Raw genomic sequence first — 19,699 nt, 5'->3', positions numbered from 1 at the left:
TTGCTTAACCAATGTGATACGGCGACACAGCGTCTTCGCGGATAGATTTTCCGAAATCGCTCGTCATAGACGGTTTCGATTTGGGCCAAAGTGCAAAGAAAACTCAGGCAATCCACTGTGGAAAAGTCTCAAGAACCTCCGTCACAGCGTTTCACACGCGAAACATGCACCCCATTGACCCCGTATAGGGGTAACTGGAGAGGTGGAATTCAAAAAAGTTTTTCGCTCGTAAAGGGCGAGTTTTGCGTCTATCTATCGTCCGTTACACCGGAAAGCGTTACAGTGTTAAGTCCTATTTGGTCCAACTAATTAAAGCGTAAGGCAAAAGCCCAGTTCAATGGACATTCAGTTAAGGTAAAAAGTTTTTAATGACTGCTATAAGGCATAAACTTATCCTTATCAAGTTGCCTGCGTGTTGGGACATCTATGCAAATTTGACTTGATTTCGTTCGAACTTGTGCGAAAATGTTTCTTGTGACGCCCACTGAGGGTGTCTGCAAACTGCAAACCCCTCCGGGGCAATAGCTTCGGATCTATATTTAGGAGTTCAAACATGGATCTCTCCACTATCCAGATGCACCTGGACAACTTCGTAACCACTTGGAACGGCTGGAAGACCATCGTTGATGGCATCACCGCATGGACCGGCTTCTCTAACGCTTTTGAGGCTGCTAAGGGCGCATTCGAGTTCACCGGTGAAGTTCTGCCGGCTCTGAGCTCCAAGTAATAAAAACACGCTAACTATCTGAGGAGATATTAAAATGGAGAACCTTTCTTCCACCCTGAACTTCGCATTCGACATCTTTGGTGGCCTGTTCAATTCCCTGTACGGCATCGTTAAGCCACTGGTTGACATTGCTGATGGCGCTTCCGACCTGATCGGCATGTTCGTATAAGAACACCCCCTCAGTTCTGAGCTCTTACGCTCACTGAAGCAAGAAGGCCTACCGTTTCGGTGGGCCTTCTTTTTGTTTTGTTGGTCTCCTGGGGGCAGGGGTAACTGCGAAAATTTAGCGCGCTAGATGTCTACATTCGGGTTACACTTAATGCATGGCTGATATTAAAGACGACGACCTTCCCGAGATTGACCTGGCAAAAACTGACGGCTACGTCGTCGATGGAACCGATGAGGATGATCCTTCGCTGATCATGCCGGATGGTTCCCCGGTTCAGACTTGGCGGGAAAATTACCCCTATGATGAGCGTATGACTCGCGATGAGTACGAGTCTGTGAAGCGTGCTCTCCAGATTGAGCTGCTGAAGTGGCAGAACTGGACCAAGGAGACTGGCCAGCGCCACATTATTATCTTTGAGGGTCGAGATGCGGCCGGCAAGGGTGGCACCATTAAGCGTTTTAACGAGCACCTGAACCCGCGTGGCGCTCGCACTGTGGCTCTGGAAAAGCCGTCGCCGCGTGAGTCCACCTCGTGGTACTTCCAGCGCTATATTGAACACTTCCCAGCCGGTGGCGAGATCGTCTTCTTTGACCGCTCTTGGTACAACCGCTCCGGTGTGGAGCGCGTTATGGGCTTTTGTACCGAAAGCCAGCACGCAGAGTTCCTCCGTGAGGTTCCGATGCTGGAGAATATGATTCTGGGCTCGGGAATCTCCCTTACCAAGTTGTGGTTCTCTGTTACCCGTAAGGAGCAGCGCACCCGCTTCGCTATCCGCCAGATCGACCCGGTGCGCCAGTGGAAGCTGTCCCCGATGGACTTGGCTTCGCTGGATAAGTGGGATGACTACACCCGGGCGAAGGAAGAGCAGTTCCGCTACACGGATACGGAAGAATCGCCGTGGATCACCATTAAGTCCAACGACAAAAAGCGTGCCCGTATTAACGCCATGCGCTATGTGCTGTCCAAGTTCGAGTACACGAACAAGGACCATGAGCTGGTGGGCGAGGTCGATGAGAACATCGTTAAGCGTGGTCGCGACCAGATTGGTGACTAGGTTGAGCTAAATTAGCCGCACATTAGGCGGGAAACTCGGTAAGCCCGGGTTTCCCGCTTTTTGTTTTAGGGGTATCAAAAGGGGGTAAATGGGGAGAAATAGTTTCGTGGAAATTTGGGGATTTTAAAGGGCTATTTCCGTGCGGTTATGTTACGGAACCGTAGGTAGCATTGTCGAAAACTATTTGTGGTAGCCGTCTCAAGATATTTAGCATCACTGTTATCTCCATCTCATCTAACGCAAGGATATGATCTACAGCACCACGAGGAGACAGTGATGATGAAGAAGCAAATAACCGCTTGGCTGACGGCGGCAGCAGTACTGGCGGCACCAGTTGCGGTATCTGGCACGCTCACGGCAGGGGCAATCGCCCAGGAAGCCCCGGCACCTGCGCCCGCGGCAGACCAGAAACCAGATGTATTGGGGCGCCCAACTGTCTCGGAAAAGCAGGTATCCGATGAGGAAGGCTACTTCGATAGCGCTCATGGCGAGGGTGTCAAGATCTACTACCGCAAGCAGAAGGTGGCCAACCCACGCGGTGCGGTGGTTCTTGCGCACGGTGTCTCTGAACACTCGGGGCGATACGATTACGTCGCCAAGCGCCTGCTGGATGCGGGCTACAACGTCTACCGTGTAGACCACCGCGGCCATGGAAAGTCCGCTGGCGGCAGCGTGCCTCTGGGGCACATCGATAATTTCCAGTACATTCTGGATGACTTTGATCATGTGGTGGACATAGCCAAGGAGGAAAACCAGGGAGTAAAGACCTTCCTGCTGGGCCACTCGATGGGCTCGCTGACCGTGGAGGCCTATGGCATCCGTGAGCCGGGCAAGGTGGATGGCATTATCACCAACGGTGGCGGCGCGCCGCTGAACCTCTCTGGCAAGAACGTGGCCGGAAAGAATATCACCCCGGATGATATTTCGGAGACCCAGAAGAAGCTGGATCCCACCATCTTTGAGCGCTTGCCGCTGGCCCAACTCACCAGCTTTAATGCGCACTATGCGCAGAACCTGATTCCGCACCGCACTGAAATCGGCGCACAATCGCCGGAGTGGAGCAAGGACATTCAGCTGTCTAATCCATTTACGGATGGTATCTCCACTAACCAAGCGGTGAAGGACGAGTATGCCTCTAGCCCGCTCATTGCGCAGAAGACCAGCGCTGGAACTGCCCTGCAGTTGGCGGCGATTGCGAATTATGACGCCGTCAATGCGGACCTCTTCACCGCGCCGACGCTCATCATGCACGGCACCAAGGACGGCATCGTACCGCCGTACTTCTCCCAGGATTGGTACAACTCCATCTCTTCCGAGGACGTGGAGTATGTGACCTGGGAAGGCCAGAAGCACGAGGTCTTCAATGAACCGGCTGCCGATCAGGCCCTCGATACCGTCGTGGACTGGCTCGACCGCCACGTCTAAATCCTCGCGGGACACAAAGCGAGAACTCTTGGCAGGCATACAGTGCTTGCCAAGAGTTTACGTATATGTAACCGCCTCGTTGCCCAGGCCGGATAGAAATTGAATTATGAAAAATAAACTCTGTGCTTTCTCCTCTGTCCTGGCGCTCACCGGAATGGTAGGCGCGCCCGTTGCGGTCGCTCAGTCCTCGCTTCCGGGTTCCTCCTTTGGTTCTTCTTTGGGATCATCGTTTGGCTCTTCCTGGGGGTCTTCCCAGGGCTCGTCCGAGGGTTCCTCCGCAAGCGGCGATGCGCAACCGGGAGAAGGCACTGAATCGCGGGTGCTGTGGCAGGAAAGCTTCGATGAGGTGGATACCCCGGCATGGTTTACCCACCGCGCGCCGGAGGGGTGGAGTACGGACGTGCACGGCGTGGACTCAGGCGAGGCGCGCTGGAAGGGTTGGACCTTTGGCGATATGCGCCATTGGACCTGGGCATCTGGTACCGATATGCGCCACTATTTCACCCAGGCGCATGACACTTTCGCCATCATCGATAACAAGCAGCAGCGATTGGCCGAGGGCGATTCCATGACCGCGGGTCTAAAGAGCCCGGTCATCCCGGTGGCGGGGCAGGAGCGAGTGAATGTGGAATTCGACCACCATTACCGCCAGGGCAAGGACGGGCAGAATGCCACGGTGACAGTCTCCTTCGATGGCGGGGAAGCTCAGGAAATCGCCGCCTTTGATAGGGACGTCTTCTCCAAGCACGAGTCCATCGGTGTGGACATACCGGCCGGCGCGAAGAATATGCAGGTTAGATTCAGCTACAACAACGGTAATGATGACTGGTGGTGGGCGGTGGACAATGTGGGCGTCGTCAAGCCGCTGGGTGAGCTTCAAGGCTCGCCGCAAGCCATCGTGGACGTGCTTTCCGACGTCCAGGGCGACCCCCAAGACTACAAAGACGCGGTCCGCCAGTTGAACGGTATGGAGGACAAGGCTGGAGCGCTGGTGCTCAACGGTGACCTCGTGGACGATGGCTCGCAGCAGCAGTGGGATGATTTCTTGGCCGCGCACAGCGAGGTACCGCACGATTCGGGAAAGGAATTGTGGACCATCGGCAACCACGAAATGTATGGCAAGGAAGGCTCTGAGACCTACCTGGATCGCTTCCTCAAATACTCCGGCCAGGACAAGCCGTGGAAGGAAGAAGTGGTGGATGGGGTGCCGCTCATTTCGGTGAATACCGAGTTTTATTCCGATATTCTGCGCCACGGCAAGGAGCCGTTCCAGCGCCTTAGCAAGGAGCAGCTCGACTGGCTAGATGAGCGTCTAGCGTATTGGGATGCTCAGGGCACACCGGCGCTAGTCTTTAGCCATCCGTTGCTGCCGCAGACGGTTTCGATGTCCCATTCGGCGTGGTACCAGAATGACTTTGAGGACCTCGAGGCGCTTTCCAATGTGGTCAATAAGTACAACAACATCGTGTGGTTTAGCAGCCACAGCCATTCCTCGCTGCACCAAAACAACTGGTGGGGAACCCGCCGCTACGACGGTACCGGCGAGGCCGGCCGCACCGGTTTCCCGGTAGTCAACACAGGCGCCATCCTCAATGAGTACCTGCCGGATGGCGATAATGACGAGACAATCGTCAAGGAAAAGGAAGAAGCCTCCACCGGACTGCGGGTCAAGGTCTTTGCAGACCGCGTCCGGGTGGAGGCCTGGGACTTCAAGTCCGGCGAGATGATTAAATACCAGGACTTCGCGCGGTAGGGCGCAGGTTACTGCCGGCGGCCTAGCGCTTCCAGGGCTCGATGGGGTTGCCCTGCCACACGGCGTTGGTGGGAACGCGGTCACCGCGCATGACCAGCGAGCCAGGGCCTACGGTGGAAGCCGTGCCGATGAGCGAGGCCGGCAGCGCCACCGAGTGGGCGGCCAGCGTGGAGCCGTCCTGGATGGTGACGGTATCCAGGCTCATCACGCGGTCCTGGAAAAGGTGGGTTTGCACCACGGTGCCAGGGCCCACGGTGGCGGCTTCACCGATGCGGATGAGGTCCGTTTCCGGGAACCAGTAGGAATCGATCCATGCGCCGCGGCCGATTTCCACTCCGAGGGCGCGCAGCCCCAGGTTGATCTCGCCGGAGCCGTAGGTGTGCTGGAAGAACCACGGCGCGGCGACGACCTCCACGAAGGTATCCTGCAGCTCATTGAGCCAGACAAAAGCGGACCACAGCGGGTGGTCAGCCGCGCGGTGCTTGCCCACGCAGATCCACTTCACCGCGACGGTGACGGCCATGGCCACCGCACCCATGCCCATGAGCACGAGGCCGGAGAGGAGCCAGGTGAGGGGGAAGCCGAGGGCGTCGAGAAGCGAGTCGTAGACGCTAAGGGTTGCCGCGAGCAGCATGGCAGAAAACATCGGTGCCAAAAGGCGCATGGTTTCCACCACGCCGCGGGCAGCCTTGACGGCAAAGCCCGGGTTATAGGTCAGCGCCTCACCCGAGTTGGCGGGGGAGTCCACCTCTACGGTCACGCGGCGCATGCGCTCTGGCGGCGCACCCCACCAGTTGGCGCCGGCCTTTGTCTTCTTTGGGGTAGAAGAAAGCACGGCAACCAGCGAGTTCTTGGATAGCTTGCGGCCGGGTGCGGTGATGCCGGAGTTGCCCACGAAGGAGCGCTTGCCCACCTTGGTCTCGCCGGTGCGCATCCAGCCGCCGCCGAGCTCGTAGCCACCGATCATGGTGTCATCGGCCAGGAAGGCACCCTCTTTGACCTCGGTAAGCTTGGGGATCATGACCGCGGTGGAGATTTCCACGTTGGTGCCAATCTCCGCGCCGAGCGAGCGCAGCCACGCTGGGGTCAGCTGGGAGGCATAGAGCGGGAAGAGCTTGGTGCGGGCCTCGTCCATGAGGCGCTCGATGGCCCACAGACGCCAGCCCTTGGCCGAGCGTACGGGTGCTACGCCTGGGCTGATACCCAGCGAGAGGATGCGCACGCCCAGCCAAGTCTGCAGCATATAGGTGGCAAAGGCCGCCAGCGCGCCGACGGGCGCGAAGAAGATCGCACCGACGAAGCTATCGCCACCCGTGGAATGCACGAAGGCCAAGACGATGGCCGCGCCTACCGCCAGCGCAACAACCGGCTGGATGGCCAGCAGGACGGAGGTGGCGTCATAAATGGCCACCCACCACGGCCGGCGCTTGGGCGTATGGGATGGGAAGCGGTGCTTGGAGCGGCCTACCTTCTTGGCAGGCGAGCCCGACCAGCGCTGGCCGTCCTTGATCTTCTTGCGGCCGGTGACGGTGGAGCCGGCCTCCACGTGGGCATCCTTGCCCACCACGGTGCCGGGCAGCAGCGTGGAGCGTGCGCCCACGCGAGCGCCTTCCTTGACGTCGATGGCACCGACATGCAGGATATCGCCGTCCAGCCAGTAACCGGAGAGATCCACTTCGGGCTCGATGGCGGCGTGCTTGCCCAGGGTGAGCAGGCCGGTCACCGGCGGCAGGGAGTGCAGGTCCACGCCGCGCTTGACCTTGACGCCAAGTGCGCGGGCGTAGTTATTCACGCGCGTGGCACCGGCCAGCGAGCTCGCGCCGGAGGCATTAGCCCAGCGCTCGGCCGCCCAGATGCGCAGGTGCGTCGAACCGCCGCGCGGGTAATCGCCCGGCTTAATGCCGGCCGTAATAAGACGCGCACCGTAGCCGCCAATGGGGATGCGGCCGACGGGGGTGACAAAGACCACGAGCATGGCAATGACCAGCCACCACGGATAGGCCGCGGCCCCCTCAAAGCCCAGCGATGCCGCCACGGTGGAACCCAGCATGAGCCAGGCCAGCCAGCTGGATGCGGCCAGCGTCATGACGGGGATCTGAATCAGGGTCTGGGCGAGGCGGGTGCCGAAGCCGACCTTGGTGACCTCGCGCATGGGGACGTCAGCAGCCGCGGGGCGCGGTTCGGCTCCCGCAATGAGCTCGGCCAGCGAGCCTAAGCGCGGGTGGTCGTAGAGGTCGCGCACGGCCACGGTGGGGTAGCGCTCCCTGATATGGCCCACGAGGGTCGCGGCCGCCAGCGAGGTGCCGCCGAGCGAGAAAAAGTCGGCGTTCTCGTCTTCCACGGACACGCCGAGGGTGTCCACCCACAGCTCCGCGAGCCACTTCTCGGTCTCGGTCAGCGTGGTCGATTCCACGCCCACCCCCGGCAGCGGCCACGGCAGGGCCTTCTTATCCACCTTGCCGGAGGTGCGCACCGGCAGCTCTTCCATGACGCAGATGCGCGGTACGAGCGCGGCCGGCATGGTTTCGGCTAAGCGGGCGTGCGCGGCCTCGTGGTTGAAGCCCTTGGCCTCATCCTCGAGGGAAACATAGCCCACCAGGACGGACTCGCCGCCGGGGGTCTTTTGCACGGCCACGGCCGAGTTATAAACATTATCCAGGGCCGCGACGTTGGCTTCGACCTCGCCGAGCTCGATGCGGCGCCCGCCAATTTTCACTTGGTCATCCACGCGGCCGACGAAGTACAGCCCGTCTTCCTCCAGGCGCACATGGTCGCCGGTGCGATACGCACGCTGCCAGCCCATCGACTCCAGCGGGGCGTACTTCTCCGCGTCCTTAGCCGGATCCAGGTAGGACGCCAGTCCCACGCCGCCGATCACCAGCTCGCCGACGCCGCCTAATTCCACAGGCATGCCCTGCTTATCGACGACCACCAGGTCCCACCCATTCAGCGGCAAGCCAATGGACACCGGCCGCCCCGGCAGCATTTGCTGCGCACAGGCGACGACGGTGGCCTCGGTGGGGCCGTAGGTATTCCACATCTCGCGGTCCTCGGTGGCCAGGCGGTCCACCAACTCCTGCGAGCAGGCTTCGCCGCCGACGATGAGCAGGCGGATATTATCCAGCGCCTCGGCCGGCCACAGGCCTGCCAAGGTAGGCACGGTGGACACGACGGTGATATCGCGGCGGATGAGCCACGGGCCCAAATCCATGCCGGAGCGCACCAGGGATCGCGGCGCCGGGACTAAGCAGCCACCGTGGCCCCAGGCCAGCCACATTTCCTCGCAAGAGGCATCGAAGGCGACGGACAGTCCGGCGAGCACGCGATCCTCCGGGCCGAGCGGCCCGTGCGGGTGATTGACCAAAAAGAGGCTGGCCTCGGCGTCCACGAAGGCAGCCGCGGAACGGTGGCTCACGGCCACGCCCTTGGGCTTGCCGGTAGAACCGGAGGTGAAAATGATCCACGCGGTGTCTTCTGGGCGCGGGGCATTGGGTTTCTCGGACGGCTCCTCGGCGGAGGTGTCGGGGGCGTCCGGGCGCGCGGAATCGCGCAGGAAGCGGAAGCCCTCATCGGTAAATACGCCATCGATATCGGCCTCGCCGAAGACCATCTCGGCGCGCTCGTCTGGGTCATCGGCGTCGACAGGCACGTAGGCCGCGCCCGCCGCCAAGGTCGCCAAAATGGCGAGGTAGAGCTCGCGCTTGCCGGAGGTCATCCGAATGCCGATGCGATCGCCCCGGCGCACGCCATTGGCGTGCAGCTCGGTGGCCCACAGCTCGACTTCGTGGATGAGCTCGGAGTAGGTGATGATTTCGCCGTCGTCAAGCGCGGCGGCGTCTGGGTGCATCTCCGCGGTGGTGGTGATGATGTCCCACAGCGTGCGCGGCCGCGGCGCCGCGCTACCTAGAAGGTACTGCTGCGGGACACGTGATTCGGGGCCCGCCATTTACGCCTCTTCTTCGTCCGCGGCAATGATGGACTTGGCCAACTTACGCAGGTGCTTGAGCTGCTTATTGGTGGACTCATCCAAGGCCTCGTCCTCGGCAGTGGCAACAAGCTCCGCCAAGTCCTTATGGACCTTCGCGCCCTTCTTGGTGGACGCGACGATCTGGCGGCGGCGATCCTTCGGATCGCGCTCGCGCTTGGCCCAGCCGCGGTCCTCGAGGGCGTCGATAAGACGCACCATGTCAGAGGCATCAATGGCCAGGGTCTCGGAGAGGTAGGACTGCGACGCAGCATCCGCGTCCACCAGGCAGGTAAGGACCCAGTACTCGCGCAGCGTCGTCTGCTTGGTTTGCAAGGCGGCCTCGACGCCATCGCGGGTGCGGCGGCGGAGGCGCTCCAGCTGGAACGACGGGGATTCGAGTAGGGCAGTTGGGATTACAGAATTATTCGTGGAAGCCATACCATCATCATAATACCAAAAGATTGGTTAAGGCCAATTAATCCGTTTCGATGGGAAGCCCGGCAGCCTTCCAGTTATCCGTGCCGCCATCGACGTTATGGGTATCCCAGCCCAGCGCATGCTCCAGATACTGGCAGACCTGCATACTGCGGCCGCCCGCGTGGCAGATGACGTAAATATCCTTGTCCGGGTCGATTTCCTGGATGCGACCCGTAATCTCACTCATCGGGATATGGGTCGCGCCCTTCGCGCGCTCCACCGCCCACTCGTCATTCTCGCGGACATCAATGAGCTGAGCGCCTTCTGGTACTTCAGTTGGTTGAACGTTTTTCATGCCTCATACCCTAGTCACGCATAGGACCTTGTGCTGCTCCGCGTGCCGCAGTGCTAGCGCTGGAACCGCCAGTAGTGGTGCCACTGCCACGGTGGCTGCACAAGGTCGCCTTTACCGTGGACTATCGCGAGGACTTGGCCAACAGCTATGTCGAGGTGGTGCTCGATTGTGGCGGCGGTGAAGTGGAGGGGTTTGTAGCCTCTGTGGACGGCGTCGTTAAGCTTTTGGCGGTCAATTTCGAACCGCTGCCGGTTCTCGCCCTGGTGGTAGGCGTAGCCGTCGACCTCGATGGCCAGCTTGTGCTCCTCCAAGAGTAAATCCCAGCGGTAAGGGCCAATGTATCTGTTGTTGTGCACGGTGACATGGGGCCGAAGCGCGCGGGTGAGGTTGCGTTCGGGGACGCTATCAGCGCCGAGGATGGTGTTTTCGAGCACGCGCCGGGTGTGCTGCGGGAAGCGCTGGAAATCAAGCATGTGGCCCTCCATCTGGGAGGCGCCGTACTGGCCGGCAAAGCAGGCCTCGAGGAAGGCGACGGCGTCTTCCTCCGCCATGATTTCTGTGGCCTGCAGCGGATTGCACACGTTAATGCCATTGAGCTGGCCAAGCGCTTTCGGTCGGGCGCGGCGGCTGCGGAAGTACGGGCTGGAGGCCATCATTCCCGCGCGCAGGAAGTGGAGTGGGAAACTTAAAGCGTGGCCGAGGTAGTGGTGGGCGCACGAGTAGCCGTCGAGTGCCGAATCGGGCCAGCGGTGGGAGACGATTTCCGCGAGTTCGCGCGGCGAGGGCTTCCTTTCGGTATAGAGGCCGTGGCAGATTTTCACGGCTTGGTTGTTGATAGCGCGGTGCGCGGCCTTGCGCGTGGTGAAGATTCTCATGCGCCCACCCCTAGGCGTTCATTTCGATCAATTAGGTCCCCCGAGGCCGGTGGTTTCGGCCTGCTATGTGATCGAATTGTACTGCGGGGACGGGGAAGGTGTCGCGGGGAGGGCCTTGCGGATGCGAAGAAGGGCGAAAAAAGGGGCGGAAAGGAACAAAAAGGGGCGTTTCGATCAAATACGGTCTTGAAAACCGCCGCTTTCGCGGTGCTATTTGATCGAAACGCCCGGGAGGGGGCCCAAGGGGCCCGAGCCCAGAAATCTTACTTGAAGCGAGCCTTAGCCTCTTCGAGGATCTTCTCTGCCTCGGCCTTGCCGCCCCAGCCGGAGCCGGTGACTTCCTTGTTCGGCTCCAGGTCCTTGTAGTGGACGAAGAAGTGCTCGATTTCGTCCTTGATGTGCTGCTCCACATCGTTGATGTCCTGGTAGCGCTCCCAGCGCGGGTCATCGATGACGGCGAGCAGCTTGTCGTCGCCGCCGGCCTCGTCGGTCATCTTGAAGACGCCGACGATGCGGGCCTCAACAACAACGCCCGGGAAGACCGGCTCCGGCAGGATGACCAGGGCGTCCAGCGGGTCGCCGTCCTCGCCCAGGGTGTGGTCGATGAAGCCGTAGTCAGCCGGGTAAGCCATCGGGGTGAACAGGTAACGGTCGAGGTAGACCTTGCCGGACTCGTGGTCAACCTCGTACTTGTTGCGGGAGCCCTTCGGGATTTCAATGGTTACTTCAACGCTCACAGCGATGTCCTCCATGGGGGATTGGGTATCAATTACTGCCCATAGTCTAGCGCGTTGCGGATTCGCGCTAGGGTTAAAGGCAATGAAAGCAAAGCATGTTTGGTGGTCAGCGACCGCGCTCGTGGTAGCGGCAGCGGTCGGAGGTACGGCTGCGCTGGGCGTTACCCTCCAGCGCGAATACGGCGATCTCTCGCACGGGGAGGCGCAGGCGGTCGAGGCTCCTGAGGAGCCGTTGAGCGCAGCAGAGCCGGGAGAGGCAGACCTGGATGCGCTGAGCGCGAAGCTGGATGAGCTCGCCAAGAATAAGGACCTTGCCACTTTTGGCGGCGAGGTGATCGATACCGAAACCGGTGACGTGGTGTGGCAGCGCGACGCGGATAAGCGGCTTACCCCGGCCTCGTCCACGAAGGTCCTTACCACTGCGGCGGCGACGTTGGCGCTGGATGAGAATGAGAAAATCACCACCAAGGTCTACCGTGGGTCGAACGAAAAGAACGTGGTCATTAAAGCCGCGGGCGATGTGTGGATGACGCACGAACAGCTCGATGATTTGGCCGAGCAGATTTCGAAGAACGTCGAGCAGGTCGATGGTGTCTACATCGATACCTCCGTATGGTCCGGCGCGGCGCAGGCCCCGGGCTGGGATCCGGAAAACGTGGACGGCGGCTTCGTCGCGCCAATGGAACCGGCCATGCTCTACGGTGGTCGCCTGGGCGCGACGACGGGGGACGTGCCGAGGAGCCATGAGCCGGCTTTGGATGTGGCTAAGCAGCTAGGCGATCGCCTCGGCACGGGCAAGGTAGGCATGGGCTCTGTGGCGGAGAACGCGCAGGAGGTGGCGAGCGTGGATTCGCCGCCGCTAGCGGACCGCGCCCGAGAAATGGTGCGTCATTCCGATAATGTCATGGCCGAGGCCATTGCGCGTGAGCTGGCGGTTTCTCGCGGTAAGGAGGCCAGTTTTGAGGGCGATACGCAGGCCACGCTTGAGGTGCTGCGGGAGCAAGGATTCGACGTCGAGGGCGTCGACATTAAGGATAATTCCGGGCTCTCGGTGGACAATCGGCTCACGCCCGGGCTGTTGACGCAGCTCATTAATGGCGCGGTCAAGGATCCGCGCCTGCGCCCGCTGGTGTCCTACCTGCCGGTGGCCGGCGGCGATGGCACGCTGTACGAGCGCTACGGCGATTCCGCGGCCAAAGGCTATGTGCGCGCCAAGACAGGCACGCTGACTGGGGTCTCGGCCTTGGCCGGCACCGCGCAGGGCAATTCCGGGCGCGTATATGCCTTTGCCTTCCTGGTGAATGACGGCGATATTTTGGCCGCCCGCAAGGCCCAAGACGCGTTGGCTTCCGCACTGCATGAGTTCTAATAAGCCCTTCTGGCCGCGAGTTTCGCCGTACTTTCTAGCGTGTCGGCGCGGCGTGCGTGCCGCCGCCCTCGACCACGCGGTGGCCGTTGGGCTATCCGGAGGCGCGGATTCGCTGGCGCTTATGGCGGCGCTCGTGGCGGAGGGACACGAGGTGCTCGCGCTGTGCGTGGACCACGGGTTGCAGGACGGCTCGCGGGCGCAGGCCGAGCGCGCGGCCGACCAGGCGCGAAAGCTAGGCGCGCGGGCGCGGGTGCTCAGCGTTGCGGCCGGTGTGAGCGCTGCCGCGGGGGCGGAGTCGATGGAGGCGGCCGCGCGGGTGGCGCGGTACCGAGCCCTAGCCGCCGCCTGTGCGGCTGAAGAGCTAGAAGTAGCCGTGGCACACACGGCCGATGACCAGGCGGAAACGCTGCTGCTCGGCGCGCTGCGCGGGCGGGTGACCGGCATGAGCGAGCGCAGCGAGGTGGAAGGCGCCCGCGTGGTGCGGCCGCTGCTGAACGTGCGCCGGGCCGATACCGAGGGCGCCTGCGCGGAGTTGGGCCTTTCGGCGTGGCAGGACCCACAGAACGCGGACACGAATTTCCGCCGCGTGGCGCTGCGCCGCGAAGTCATTCCGCAGTTGAGCCGCATCATCGGCGGGGACGCGGTGCCAGCGCTGGCGCAAGCCGCAGGCGATGCCGCGCTTGACGACGCCGCCCTGCGCACCCCACCCACCACGGACTGCGCCGAGCTGGCGGCGATGGCGGAGCCGCGGCGCCGGCGGGCGATCGCTGCGTGGCTGGTCAGCGAGGGGGTGGAGGTAACAAGGAGGGGAGTGGGGGACGTCGGCAAGCTGTGCACCCACTGGCACGGGCAAGGCCCGGTGGCCGTGCGATCGGCGCGGCAGGTGGGGCAGAGGTTGGAAGTAGCCCGTATAGGTGGCAAACTGGCACTATTGTCTGGTCATTAAAGGAGCGCACACGTGCACGACAAGAAAGACTTCGCCGTTCCCGCAAACCGCTACGGTGACGATGTAGAAGCAATCCTCATTGGAGAAGAGGAACTGCAAAACCGCGTCCAAGAACTCGCGGATATGGTCTCAGAAAAGTATGCCGACTCTGAGCAAGACCTGCTGTTGGTCTGTGTGCTCAAGGGCGCCGCATTCTTCCTCACGGACTTTGCGCGCAAGCTATCCATCCCCTCCGAGCTGGAGTTTATGGCCGTATCCTCCTACGGCACCTCCACCTCCTCTTCCGGCGTGGTGCGCATTTTGAAGGATTTGGACCGCGATATTGCCGGGCGCAACGTGCTCATCGTGGAAGACATCATCGATTCCGGCCTCACCCTGTCGTGGCTCATCCGCAACCTGGAAGGCCGCAACCCTGCCTCGCTGAATGTGGTCACCCTGCTGCGCAAGCCGGAGGTAGTCAAGGCCGATATTGACCTGCTGGATGTGGGATTTGATATCCCGAATGAATTCGTCATCGGCTACGGGCTGGACTTTGCGGAACGCTACCGCGATCTGCCTTACGTGGGCACCCTCCACCCTGATGTCTATACCACCAACTAAAATCGCGCAGTAATGAAAAACAACAAGATTCTTCGCTACGGCGGGATTGCGGCCCTCATCCTTATCGCGCTGTACGCTTTTACCTTCTTTAGCAACGACGCCCGCGGCTACGTGCAAGCGGATACCTCCGTTGCGCTGACCCAGCTCAAAGACAAAAACGTCGATGAGGTGGAAATCGATGACCGCGAGCAGCGCCTGCGCATCAAGCTCAAGGACGAAATCACGGTAGACGAGCGCGACGGCGTGCAGGAGATCGTGGCCAAGTACCCGGCCCGCGCCTCTGAGCAGGTCTTTAACGCCGTCAAGGATTCCGGTGCCGAGAAGTACCAGACCAATGTCACGCAGGAATCTTTCTTGGGCTCCATGCTTAGCATGCTGCTGCCGATGATCATCCTCTTCGGCGTGCTCTTCTGGCTCATGTCCCGCATGCAGCAGGGCGCTGGTGGCATGTTTGGAATCGGCGGTTCCAAGGCTAAGGAACTGACCAAGGATATGCCGACCAATACCTTTGCGGACGTGGCCGGTGCGGACGAGGCCGTGGACGAGCTGCAGGAGATCAAGGACTTCCTGGAAGACCCCACCCGCTACCACGAACTAGGCGCCAAGATCCCGCGCGGCGTGCTGCTCTACGGCCCTCCGGGTACTGGTAAAACCTTGCTTGCCCGCGCCGTGGCTGGCGAGGCCGGCGTGCCGTTCTATTCCATCTCCGGTTCTGACTTTGTGGAGATGTTCGTCGGCGTGGGTGCCTCCCGCGTGCGCGACCTGTTCAAGCAGGCGAAGGAAAATAGCCCCTGCATCATCTTCGTGGACGAGATTGACGCCGTGGGCCGCCAGCGCGGTTCCGGCACCGGCGGCGGCCACGATGAGCGCGAGCAGACCCTCAACCAGCTCCTGGTAGAAATGGACGGCTTTGGTGACCGCGAAGGCGTAATCCTCATCGCCGCCACCAACCGCCCGGACATCCTGGATCCGGCGCTGCTGCGCCCGGGCCGTTTCGACCGCCAGATTCCGGTCACCAACCCGGACTTGGCCGGCCGCGAGCAGATCCTGCGCGTGCATGCGAAGAATAAGCCGCTGGCAGAAGAGGTTGACGTAGCGCAGCTGGCCAAGCGCACCGCCGGCATGTCCGGCGCGGACCTGGCCAATGTGCTCAACGAGGCCGCATTGCTGACCGCCCGCATCGGCGGCAACGTCATTACCTATGACGCCTTGGAAGAGGCCACCGACCGCGTCGTGGGCGGCCCGCGCCGCCAGGGCAAGATCATCTCCGAGCATGAGAAGAAGGTCACTGCCTACCACGAGGGCGGACACACGCTTTCTGCGTGGGCACTCAAGGATATTGAGCGCGTGTACAAGGTCACCATCCTGGCCCGCGGCCGCACCGGCGGCCACGCCATGACCTCCCAGGAAGACGACAAGGGCATGTACACCCGCGACGAGCTCTTCTCCCGTTTGGTCTTTGCCATGGGTGGCCGCGCGGCCGAGGAGCTGGTCTTCGGTGCGCCGACTACCGGTGCGTCTTCCGATATTGAAAACGCCACCAAGATCGCTCGTTCCATGCTCACCGAGTACGGCTTCTCCCCAGACCTGGGCACCGTAAAGTACGGCAAGGAGCAGGGCGATCCCTTCAGCCAGATGGGTGGCGGCGGCTCCATCGATTACTCCGATGAGGTTGCCTCCAAGATCGATGAGCAGATGCGCTACCTGCTCGAGCGCGCGCACGAGCAGGCCTATGACATCCTGCGCAATAACCGCTACTACCTGGATAAGCTGGCCGAGGCCCTGCTGGAGAAGGAAACCCTGCGCCGCCCTGACCTGGAGCGCATCTTCGACGGCATCGAGCCGCGCGAGGCCTTCGACGTCTTCCCGGGTGAAGACGATCGCTTCCCGCGCCAGATTGGCTACGCCCCAGTGAAGACCCCGGTCGAGCTGGCAAAGGAGCGCGGCGAGGAGCTGCCAAAGCGCATGACGCTTCTCGACGCCTCCCGTGCCGCCCGTGAGCGCCGCCTCGCCGGCGAAGAGCCGAAGGGCGAGGTGGGCTTCAACTTTGGCCAGCACGCAGGCGATTACGTCGACCCAGACACCGCCCGCGAGCTGGGCAGCGGTCCCGCGAAGAAATCCGCGAACTCCTCGTCGGCCCAGTCGGCCCAGCCGACCCAGCAGGCTCGCGACGCCCAGTCTGCCCCGGCTTCCGAGCCAACCGCCCGTCCGGCCGCACGCCCCGCTGCCGGTGGCGGAAAGCACCACAAGCCGGACGCCGGCGCGAATGCCGATGCCGAGACCAGCCAGTGGTTTACCCCTGGCTGGGATGAAAAGGATCGCCGCAAGAACCCCTATGCGCGCGAGGACGACAAGCAAGAAGATAACTAATGCCTGATAATCACATTCCTGCTCGCGCGGCCTTTGACCAAGACCGGGCGGAGGCAGCGGTGCGTGAGCTGCTCCTTGCGGTAGGGGAGGACCCTGACCGCGAGGGCTTGCGCGAAACCCCGGCCCGCGTGGCCCGCGCCTACCGCGAAGTCTTCGCCGGACTGCACGAGGACCCGACCGAGGTCCTGCACAAGACCTTCGCCGAGGACCACCAAGAACTGGTTCTGGTGCGGGATATCCCCATTTATTCCACCTGCGAGCACCACCTAGTGCCGTTCTACGGCGTGGCGCATATTGGCTACATCCCGGGCAAAGACGGCCACGTCACCGGTTTGAGCAAGCTTGCTCGCCTCGCGGATATGTACGCCAAGCGCCCCCAAGTCCAAGAGCGCCTCACCCAGCAGGTAGCGGACGCCTTGGTGGAGGTCCTCGGTGCGCAGTCCGTCATCGTGGTCATTGAGTGCGAGCACCTGTGCATGGCCATGCGCGGCATCCGCAAGCCGGGGGCGACGACGACCACCTCCGCGGTGCGCGGCGGCTTCAAGAACAATGCCGCCTCCCGCGCCGAGGTGCTCAGCCTGATTCGCAGCTAAACCCCCGGTTCACCACGAAAGCGAGAAGGAGCACGCCATGCAGCAGGCAACCTCGGTATCGGATCTGAGCATCGCCAACCGCACGCTGGTGATGGGCATCGTCAACGTCACGGAGGATTCCTTCTCCGATGGCGGTAAGTGGTTGGACGTCGATGCTGCCATCAACCACGCCCGCGAACTCGTGGCGCAGGGCGCGGACATGATTGACGTCGGCGGTGAGTCCACCCGGCCGGGTGCGGTGCGGGTAGAGGCGGACGTCGAAAAGCGCCGCGTGGTTCCCGTCATTAAGGCGCTGAGTGAGCTGGGCATCCGCACCTCCGTGGATACGATGCGCGCCTCGGTGGCCCGTGCGGCCGCAGCGGCCGGCGTGGACATGATTAATGACGTCTCCGGTGGCCTGGCTGATCCGGAGATGTATCGCGCGATGGCAGAGTCCGGCGTACCCGTGTGCCTGATGCACTGGCGCACGCTGCAGGAAGGCGTCTTTGGTTCCGCGGCCGGTAGCGCCGACCACGGCGGCGATGTGGTGCGCGATGTGCATGAGACCCTCGAGCGCCTGGCGAATAACGCGCTGGCGGCCGGTGTACGCCGCGATAATATCGTGCTCGATCCGGGCCTAGGCTTCGCCAAGACCCCGCAGGATAACTGGGCGCTGCTCAAGGCCCTGCCGGAGTTCCTCGACGCCGAATTCCCCATGCTGGTGGGAGCCTCGCGCAAGCGCTTCCTCGCCGCCATCCGCGAGGACCGCGGCGTGGAGTCCAGCCCGCTGCTAGCCGATCCCGCGACTGCGGCCGTGACCGCCATTTCCGCCCAGATGGGCGCGTGGGGCGTGCGCGTGCACGAGGTCGCCGTCTCCCGCGATGCCGTCGATGTGGCCGCGGCTTGGAACGCCGGCGATGGCTACAAGGGTGGGGCCAATGCCAGCGGCAGCTATAGCAATGGCGCCGATGGCAATGGCACCATGAAATCCACCGCCCTACCGCGCAACCCTGAGGAGTAAAAACATGGCAGACCGCATCGAGCTCACCGGTCTAGAATGCTTTGGCTACCACGGCGTCTTTGAGGAAGAAAAGCGCACCGGCCAGCCCTTCATCGTGGACATCACCTGCTGGTCCGAGTTCGCAGAGGCCGCCGCCACCGATGATCTGACCAAGACCATCAATTACGCCGAGCTTGCCGACGTCGCCGCCACAATCATTGAAGGCCCCGCCCGCGACCTCATCGAGACCGTCGCCAGCGAGGTGGCCGATACCATCATGGAGACCTTCGAGGGCCTGCATGCTGTGGAGGTCACCCTGCACAAGCCGCAGGCGCCGATTCCGCGCACTTTTGCCGACGTCGCCGTGGTCGCCCGCCGCTCCCGCAAGCACGCGAGGACCCTCTAATGCGCGCGGTGCTGTCCATCGGCTCCAATATGGATGACCGCGTGGAGCTTTTGCGCACGGTATTCGACGAGTTTGCCGGCGAGATTGTTGCCGCCTCGCCCGTCTATGCCACCCCTCCGTGGGGCGTGACGGACCAAGACGAATTCCTCAACGCGGTGCTCATCGTGGACGTCGACGAGACTCCGAAGGAACTCCTGCGCCGCGGACAGAAATTGGAAGAGGCCGCCGAGCGCGTCCGCGTGCGCCACTGGGGTCCGCGCACGCTGGACGTGGATATCGTCGATATTGAAGGTTATACCTCCGACGACCCAGAGCTTATCGTCCCGCATCCTTATGCCCACGAGCGGGCTTTCGTGCTGATTCCGTGGTTGGCGGCCGATGGTGGTGCTAGGTTGAGTGGGGAGGGCGTCGCCAAGCGGGTAGCAGCACTTGACCCGCAGGAGCGCGCCGAGATGCGCCGGCTGGGCATGATGGAGGAGCTATGACACGGACCTCGCTGGGTGCCCTCATCGGCACCGGGGTCTTCTTCGCCGCCGCGGCGGCCATCCTCACCACGCGCTTTTATGGCTCCATGCTGCAGATCCCGGTAACGGTCTCGGCCACGCTGTGGCTCATGGCCGTCATCTGTGTGGCGCTGACCTGGAAGGTGGACCAAGCCACCGAGGACGAGCATGGCATTGGCCTGGATAATTCGCAGCTCAACCCCATGACCATCACGCAGTTCATGCTGGTAGGAAAGGCCTCGGCATGGACGGGTGCCATCGTGGGTGGCATTTATGCCGGCATTGCCGTTTATGTCATCCCCAATGCCGGCACGCTCGCGGCAGCTTCCGATGACCTCGTGGGGGTCATCGCCTCTGCGCTCGGTGGCCTCGCGATGGCCGCCGCTGGCCTGCGGCTAGAGCGACACTGCGAGACCCCGCCCCCACCAGATGGGGTACAACCGGTACATTAGTG

At 62.1% G+C, this 19,699-nt stretch carries 19 protein-coding genes; 14 read left to right on the top strand and 5 right to left on the bottom strand.

Translation table 11 applies throughout. The features are described 5' to 3' along the window. Positions 1 to 553 precede the first annotated feature (553 nt). The 5 genes from QP884_RS06890 (at position 554) to QP884_RS06870 (ending at position 5,128) form a co-directional block, all read left to right on the top strand. Entirely contained in the window at positions 554 to 727 is a 174-nt protein-coding gene (locus QP884_RS06890) for a hypothetical protein (RefSeq protein ID WP_284821474.1), read from the top strand. A gap of 34 nt (positions 728 to 761) precedes the next feature. Beyond that, positions 762 to 896 carry a hypothetical protein gene (locus QP884_RS06885; protein WP_284821473.1) on the top strand — a complete coding sequence of 45 codons (135 nt, stop codon included), beginning with the start codon at positions 762 to 764 and terminating at the stop codon, positions 894 to 896. Between the two features lie 154 nt (positions 897 to 1,050). Further along, on the top strand, positions 1,051 to 1,950 hold the full coding sequence (ppk2, locus tag QP884_RS06880; protein WP_023019951.1) for a polyphosphate kinase 2: 900 nt from the start codon (positions 1,051 to 1,053) through the stop codon (positions 1,948 to 1,950). A 276-nt stretch (positions 1,951 to 2,226) separates the two neighbouring features. Beyond that, on the top strand, positions 2,227 to 3,375 hold the full coding sequence (locus QP884_RS06875) for an alpha/beta hydrolase (protein WP_284821472.1): 1,149 nt from the start codon (positions 2,227 to 2,229) through the stop codon (positions 3,373 to 3,375). A gap of 106 nt (positions 3,376 to 3,481) precedes the next feature. Continuing rightward, on the top strand, positions 3,482 to 5,128 hold the full coding sequence (locus QP884_RS06870; protein ID WP_284821471.1) for a metallophosphoesterase family protein: 1,647 nt from the start codon (positions 3,482 to 3,484) through the stop codon (positions 5,126 to 5,128). 22 nt (positions 5,129 to 5,150) lie between these two features. On the opposite strand, the gene QP884_RS06865 is transcribed toward QP884_RS06870, so the two are convergent. The 5 genes from QP884_RS06865 to QP884_RS06845 form a co-directional block, all read right to left on the bottom strand. Beyond that, positions 5,151 to 9,074 carry a Pls/PosA family non-ribosomal peptide synthetase gene (locus QP884_RS06865; protein WP_284821470.1) on the bottom strand — a complete coding sequence of 1,308 codons (3,924 nt, stop codon included), beginning with the start codon at positions 9,072 to 9,074 and terminating at the stop codon, positions 5,151 to 5,153. Further along, positions 9,075 to 9,533 carry a MarR family winged helix-turn-helix transcriptional regulator gene (locus QP884_RS06860; RefSeq protein ID WP_284821469.1) on the bottom strand — a complete coding sequence of 153 codons (459 nt, stop codon included), beginning with the start codon at positions 9,531 to 9,533 and terminating at the stop codon, positions 9,075 to 9,077. 37 nt (positions 9,534 to 9,570) lie between these two features. Next, complete coding sequence (locus tag QP884_RS06855; RefSeq protein WP_284821468.1) at positions 9,571 to 9,867, bottom strand: rhodanese-like domain-containing protein; 297 nt, start codon at positions 9,865 to 9,867, stop codon at positions 9,571 to 9,573. A 53-nt stretch (positions 9,868 to 9,920) separates the two neighbouring features. Next, positions 9,921 to 10,742: an endonuclease domain-containing protein gene (locus tag QP884_RS06850; protein ID WP_284821467.1), complete on the bottom strand. Its 822-nt coding sequence runs from the start codon at positions 10,740 to 10,742 to the stop codon at positions 9,921 to 9,923. A gap of 263 nt (positions 10,743 to 11,005) precedes the next feature. Next, positions 11,006 to 11,494 carry an inorganic diphosphatase gene (locus QP884_RS06845; RefSeq protein ID WP_284821466.1) on the bottom strand — a complete coding sequence of 163 codons (489 nt, stop codon included), beginning with the start codon at positions 11,492 to 11,494 and terminating at the stop codon, positions 11,006 to 11,008. A 67-nt stretch (positions 11,495 to 11,561) separates the two neighbouring features. Here QP884_RS06845 and dacB point away from each other — a divergent pair, with 67 nt between their 5' ends. The 9 genes from dacB to QP884_RS06800 are packed head-to-tail and all read left to right on the top strand — an operon-like array spanning position 11,562 to position 19,697. Then, positions 11,562 to 12,848, top strand: coding sequence for a D-alanyl-D-alanine carboxypeptidase/D-alanyl-D-alanine endopeptidase (gene dacB / locus QP884_RS06840; RefSeq protein ID WP_284821465.1), 1,287 nt, complete (start codon positions 11,562 to 11,564; stop codon positions 12,846 to 12,848). Then, entirely contained in the window at positions 12,838 to 13,794 is a 957-nt protein-coding gene (gene tilS / locus QP884_RS06835) for a tRNA lysidine(34) synthetase TilS (RefSeq protein ID WP_284821464.1), read from the top strand. The genes dacB and tilS overlap by 11 nt, the downstream gene beginning before the upstream one ends. Before the next feature lie 12 nt (positions 13,795 to 13,806). Beyond that, positions 13,807 to 14,394 carry a hypoxanthine phosphoribosyltransferase gene (gene hpt / locus QP884_RS06830; protein ID WP_284821463.1) on the top strand — a complete coding sequence of 196 codons (588 nt, stop codon included), beginning with the start codon at positions 13,807 to 13,809 and terminating at the stop codon, positions 14,392 to 14,394. 12 nt (positions 14,395 to 14,406) lie between these two features. Next, complete coding sequence (ftsH, locus tag QP884_RS06825) at positions 14,407 to 16,764, top strand: ATP-dependent zinc metalloprotease FtsH (RefSeq protein WP_284821462.1); 2,358 nt, start codon at positions 14,407 to 14,409, stop codon at positions 16,762 to 16,764. Next, the gene (gene folE, locus QP884_RS06820) at positions 16,764 to 17,357 is read left to right on the top strand and encodes a GTP cyclohydrolase I FolE (RefSeq protein ID WP_005325658.1); all 594 of its coding nucleotides are present in this window, start codon (positions 16,764 to 16,766) and stop codon (positions 17,355 to 17,357) included. The genes ftsH and folE overlap by 1 nt, the downstream gene beginning before the upstream one ends. Positions 17,358 to 17,394: 37 nt before the next feature. Then, positions 17,395 to 18,357, top strand: coding sequence for a dihydropteroate synthase (folP, locus tag QP884_RS06815; RefSeq protein ID WP_284821461.1), 963 nt, complete (start codon positions 17,395 to 17,397; stop codon positions 18,355 to 18,357). Between the two features lie 4 nt (positions 18,358 to 18,361). After that, complete coding sequence (gene folB, locus QP884_RS06810) at positions 18,362 to 18,742, top strand: dihydroneopterin aldolase (protein WP_225746403.1); 381 nt, start codon at positions 18,362 to 18,364, stop codon at positions 18,740 to 18,742. After that, positions 18,742 to 19,227 carry a 2-amino-4-hydroxy-6-hydroxymethyldihydropteridine diphosphokinase gene (gene folK / locus QP884_RS06805; protein ID WP_284821460.1) on the top strand — a complete coding sequence of 162 codons (486 nt, stop codon included), beginning with the start codon at positions 18,742 to 18,744 and terminating at the stop codon, positions 19,225 to 19,227. Before folB ends, folK begins: the two co-directional genes overlap by 1 nt. Further along, positions 19,224 to 19,697 carry a DUF3180 domain-containing protein gene (locus tag QP884_RS06800; RefSeq protein WP_284821459.1) on the top strand — a complete coding sequence of 158 codons (474 nt, stop codon included), beginning with the start codon at positions 19,224 to 19,226 and terminating at the stop codon, positions 19,695 to 19,697. The genes folK and QP884_RS06800 overlap by 4 nt, the downstream gene beginning before the upstream one ends. The last annotated feature ends 2 nt before the right edge of the window (positions 19,698 to 19,699 follow it).

This window comes from Corynebacterium tuberculostearicum (assembly GCF_030229345.1).
In the GTDB taxonomy this organism is placed as follows: Bacteria; Actinomycetota; Actinomycetes; order Mycobacteriales; family Mycobacteriaceae; genus Corynebacterium; species Corynebacterium tuberculostearicum_G.
This window is presented reverse-complemented; position numbering and strand designations above follow the sequence as displayed.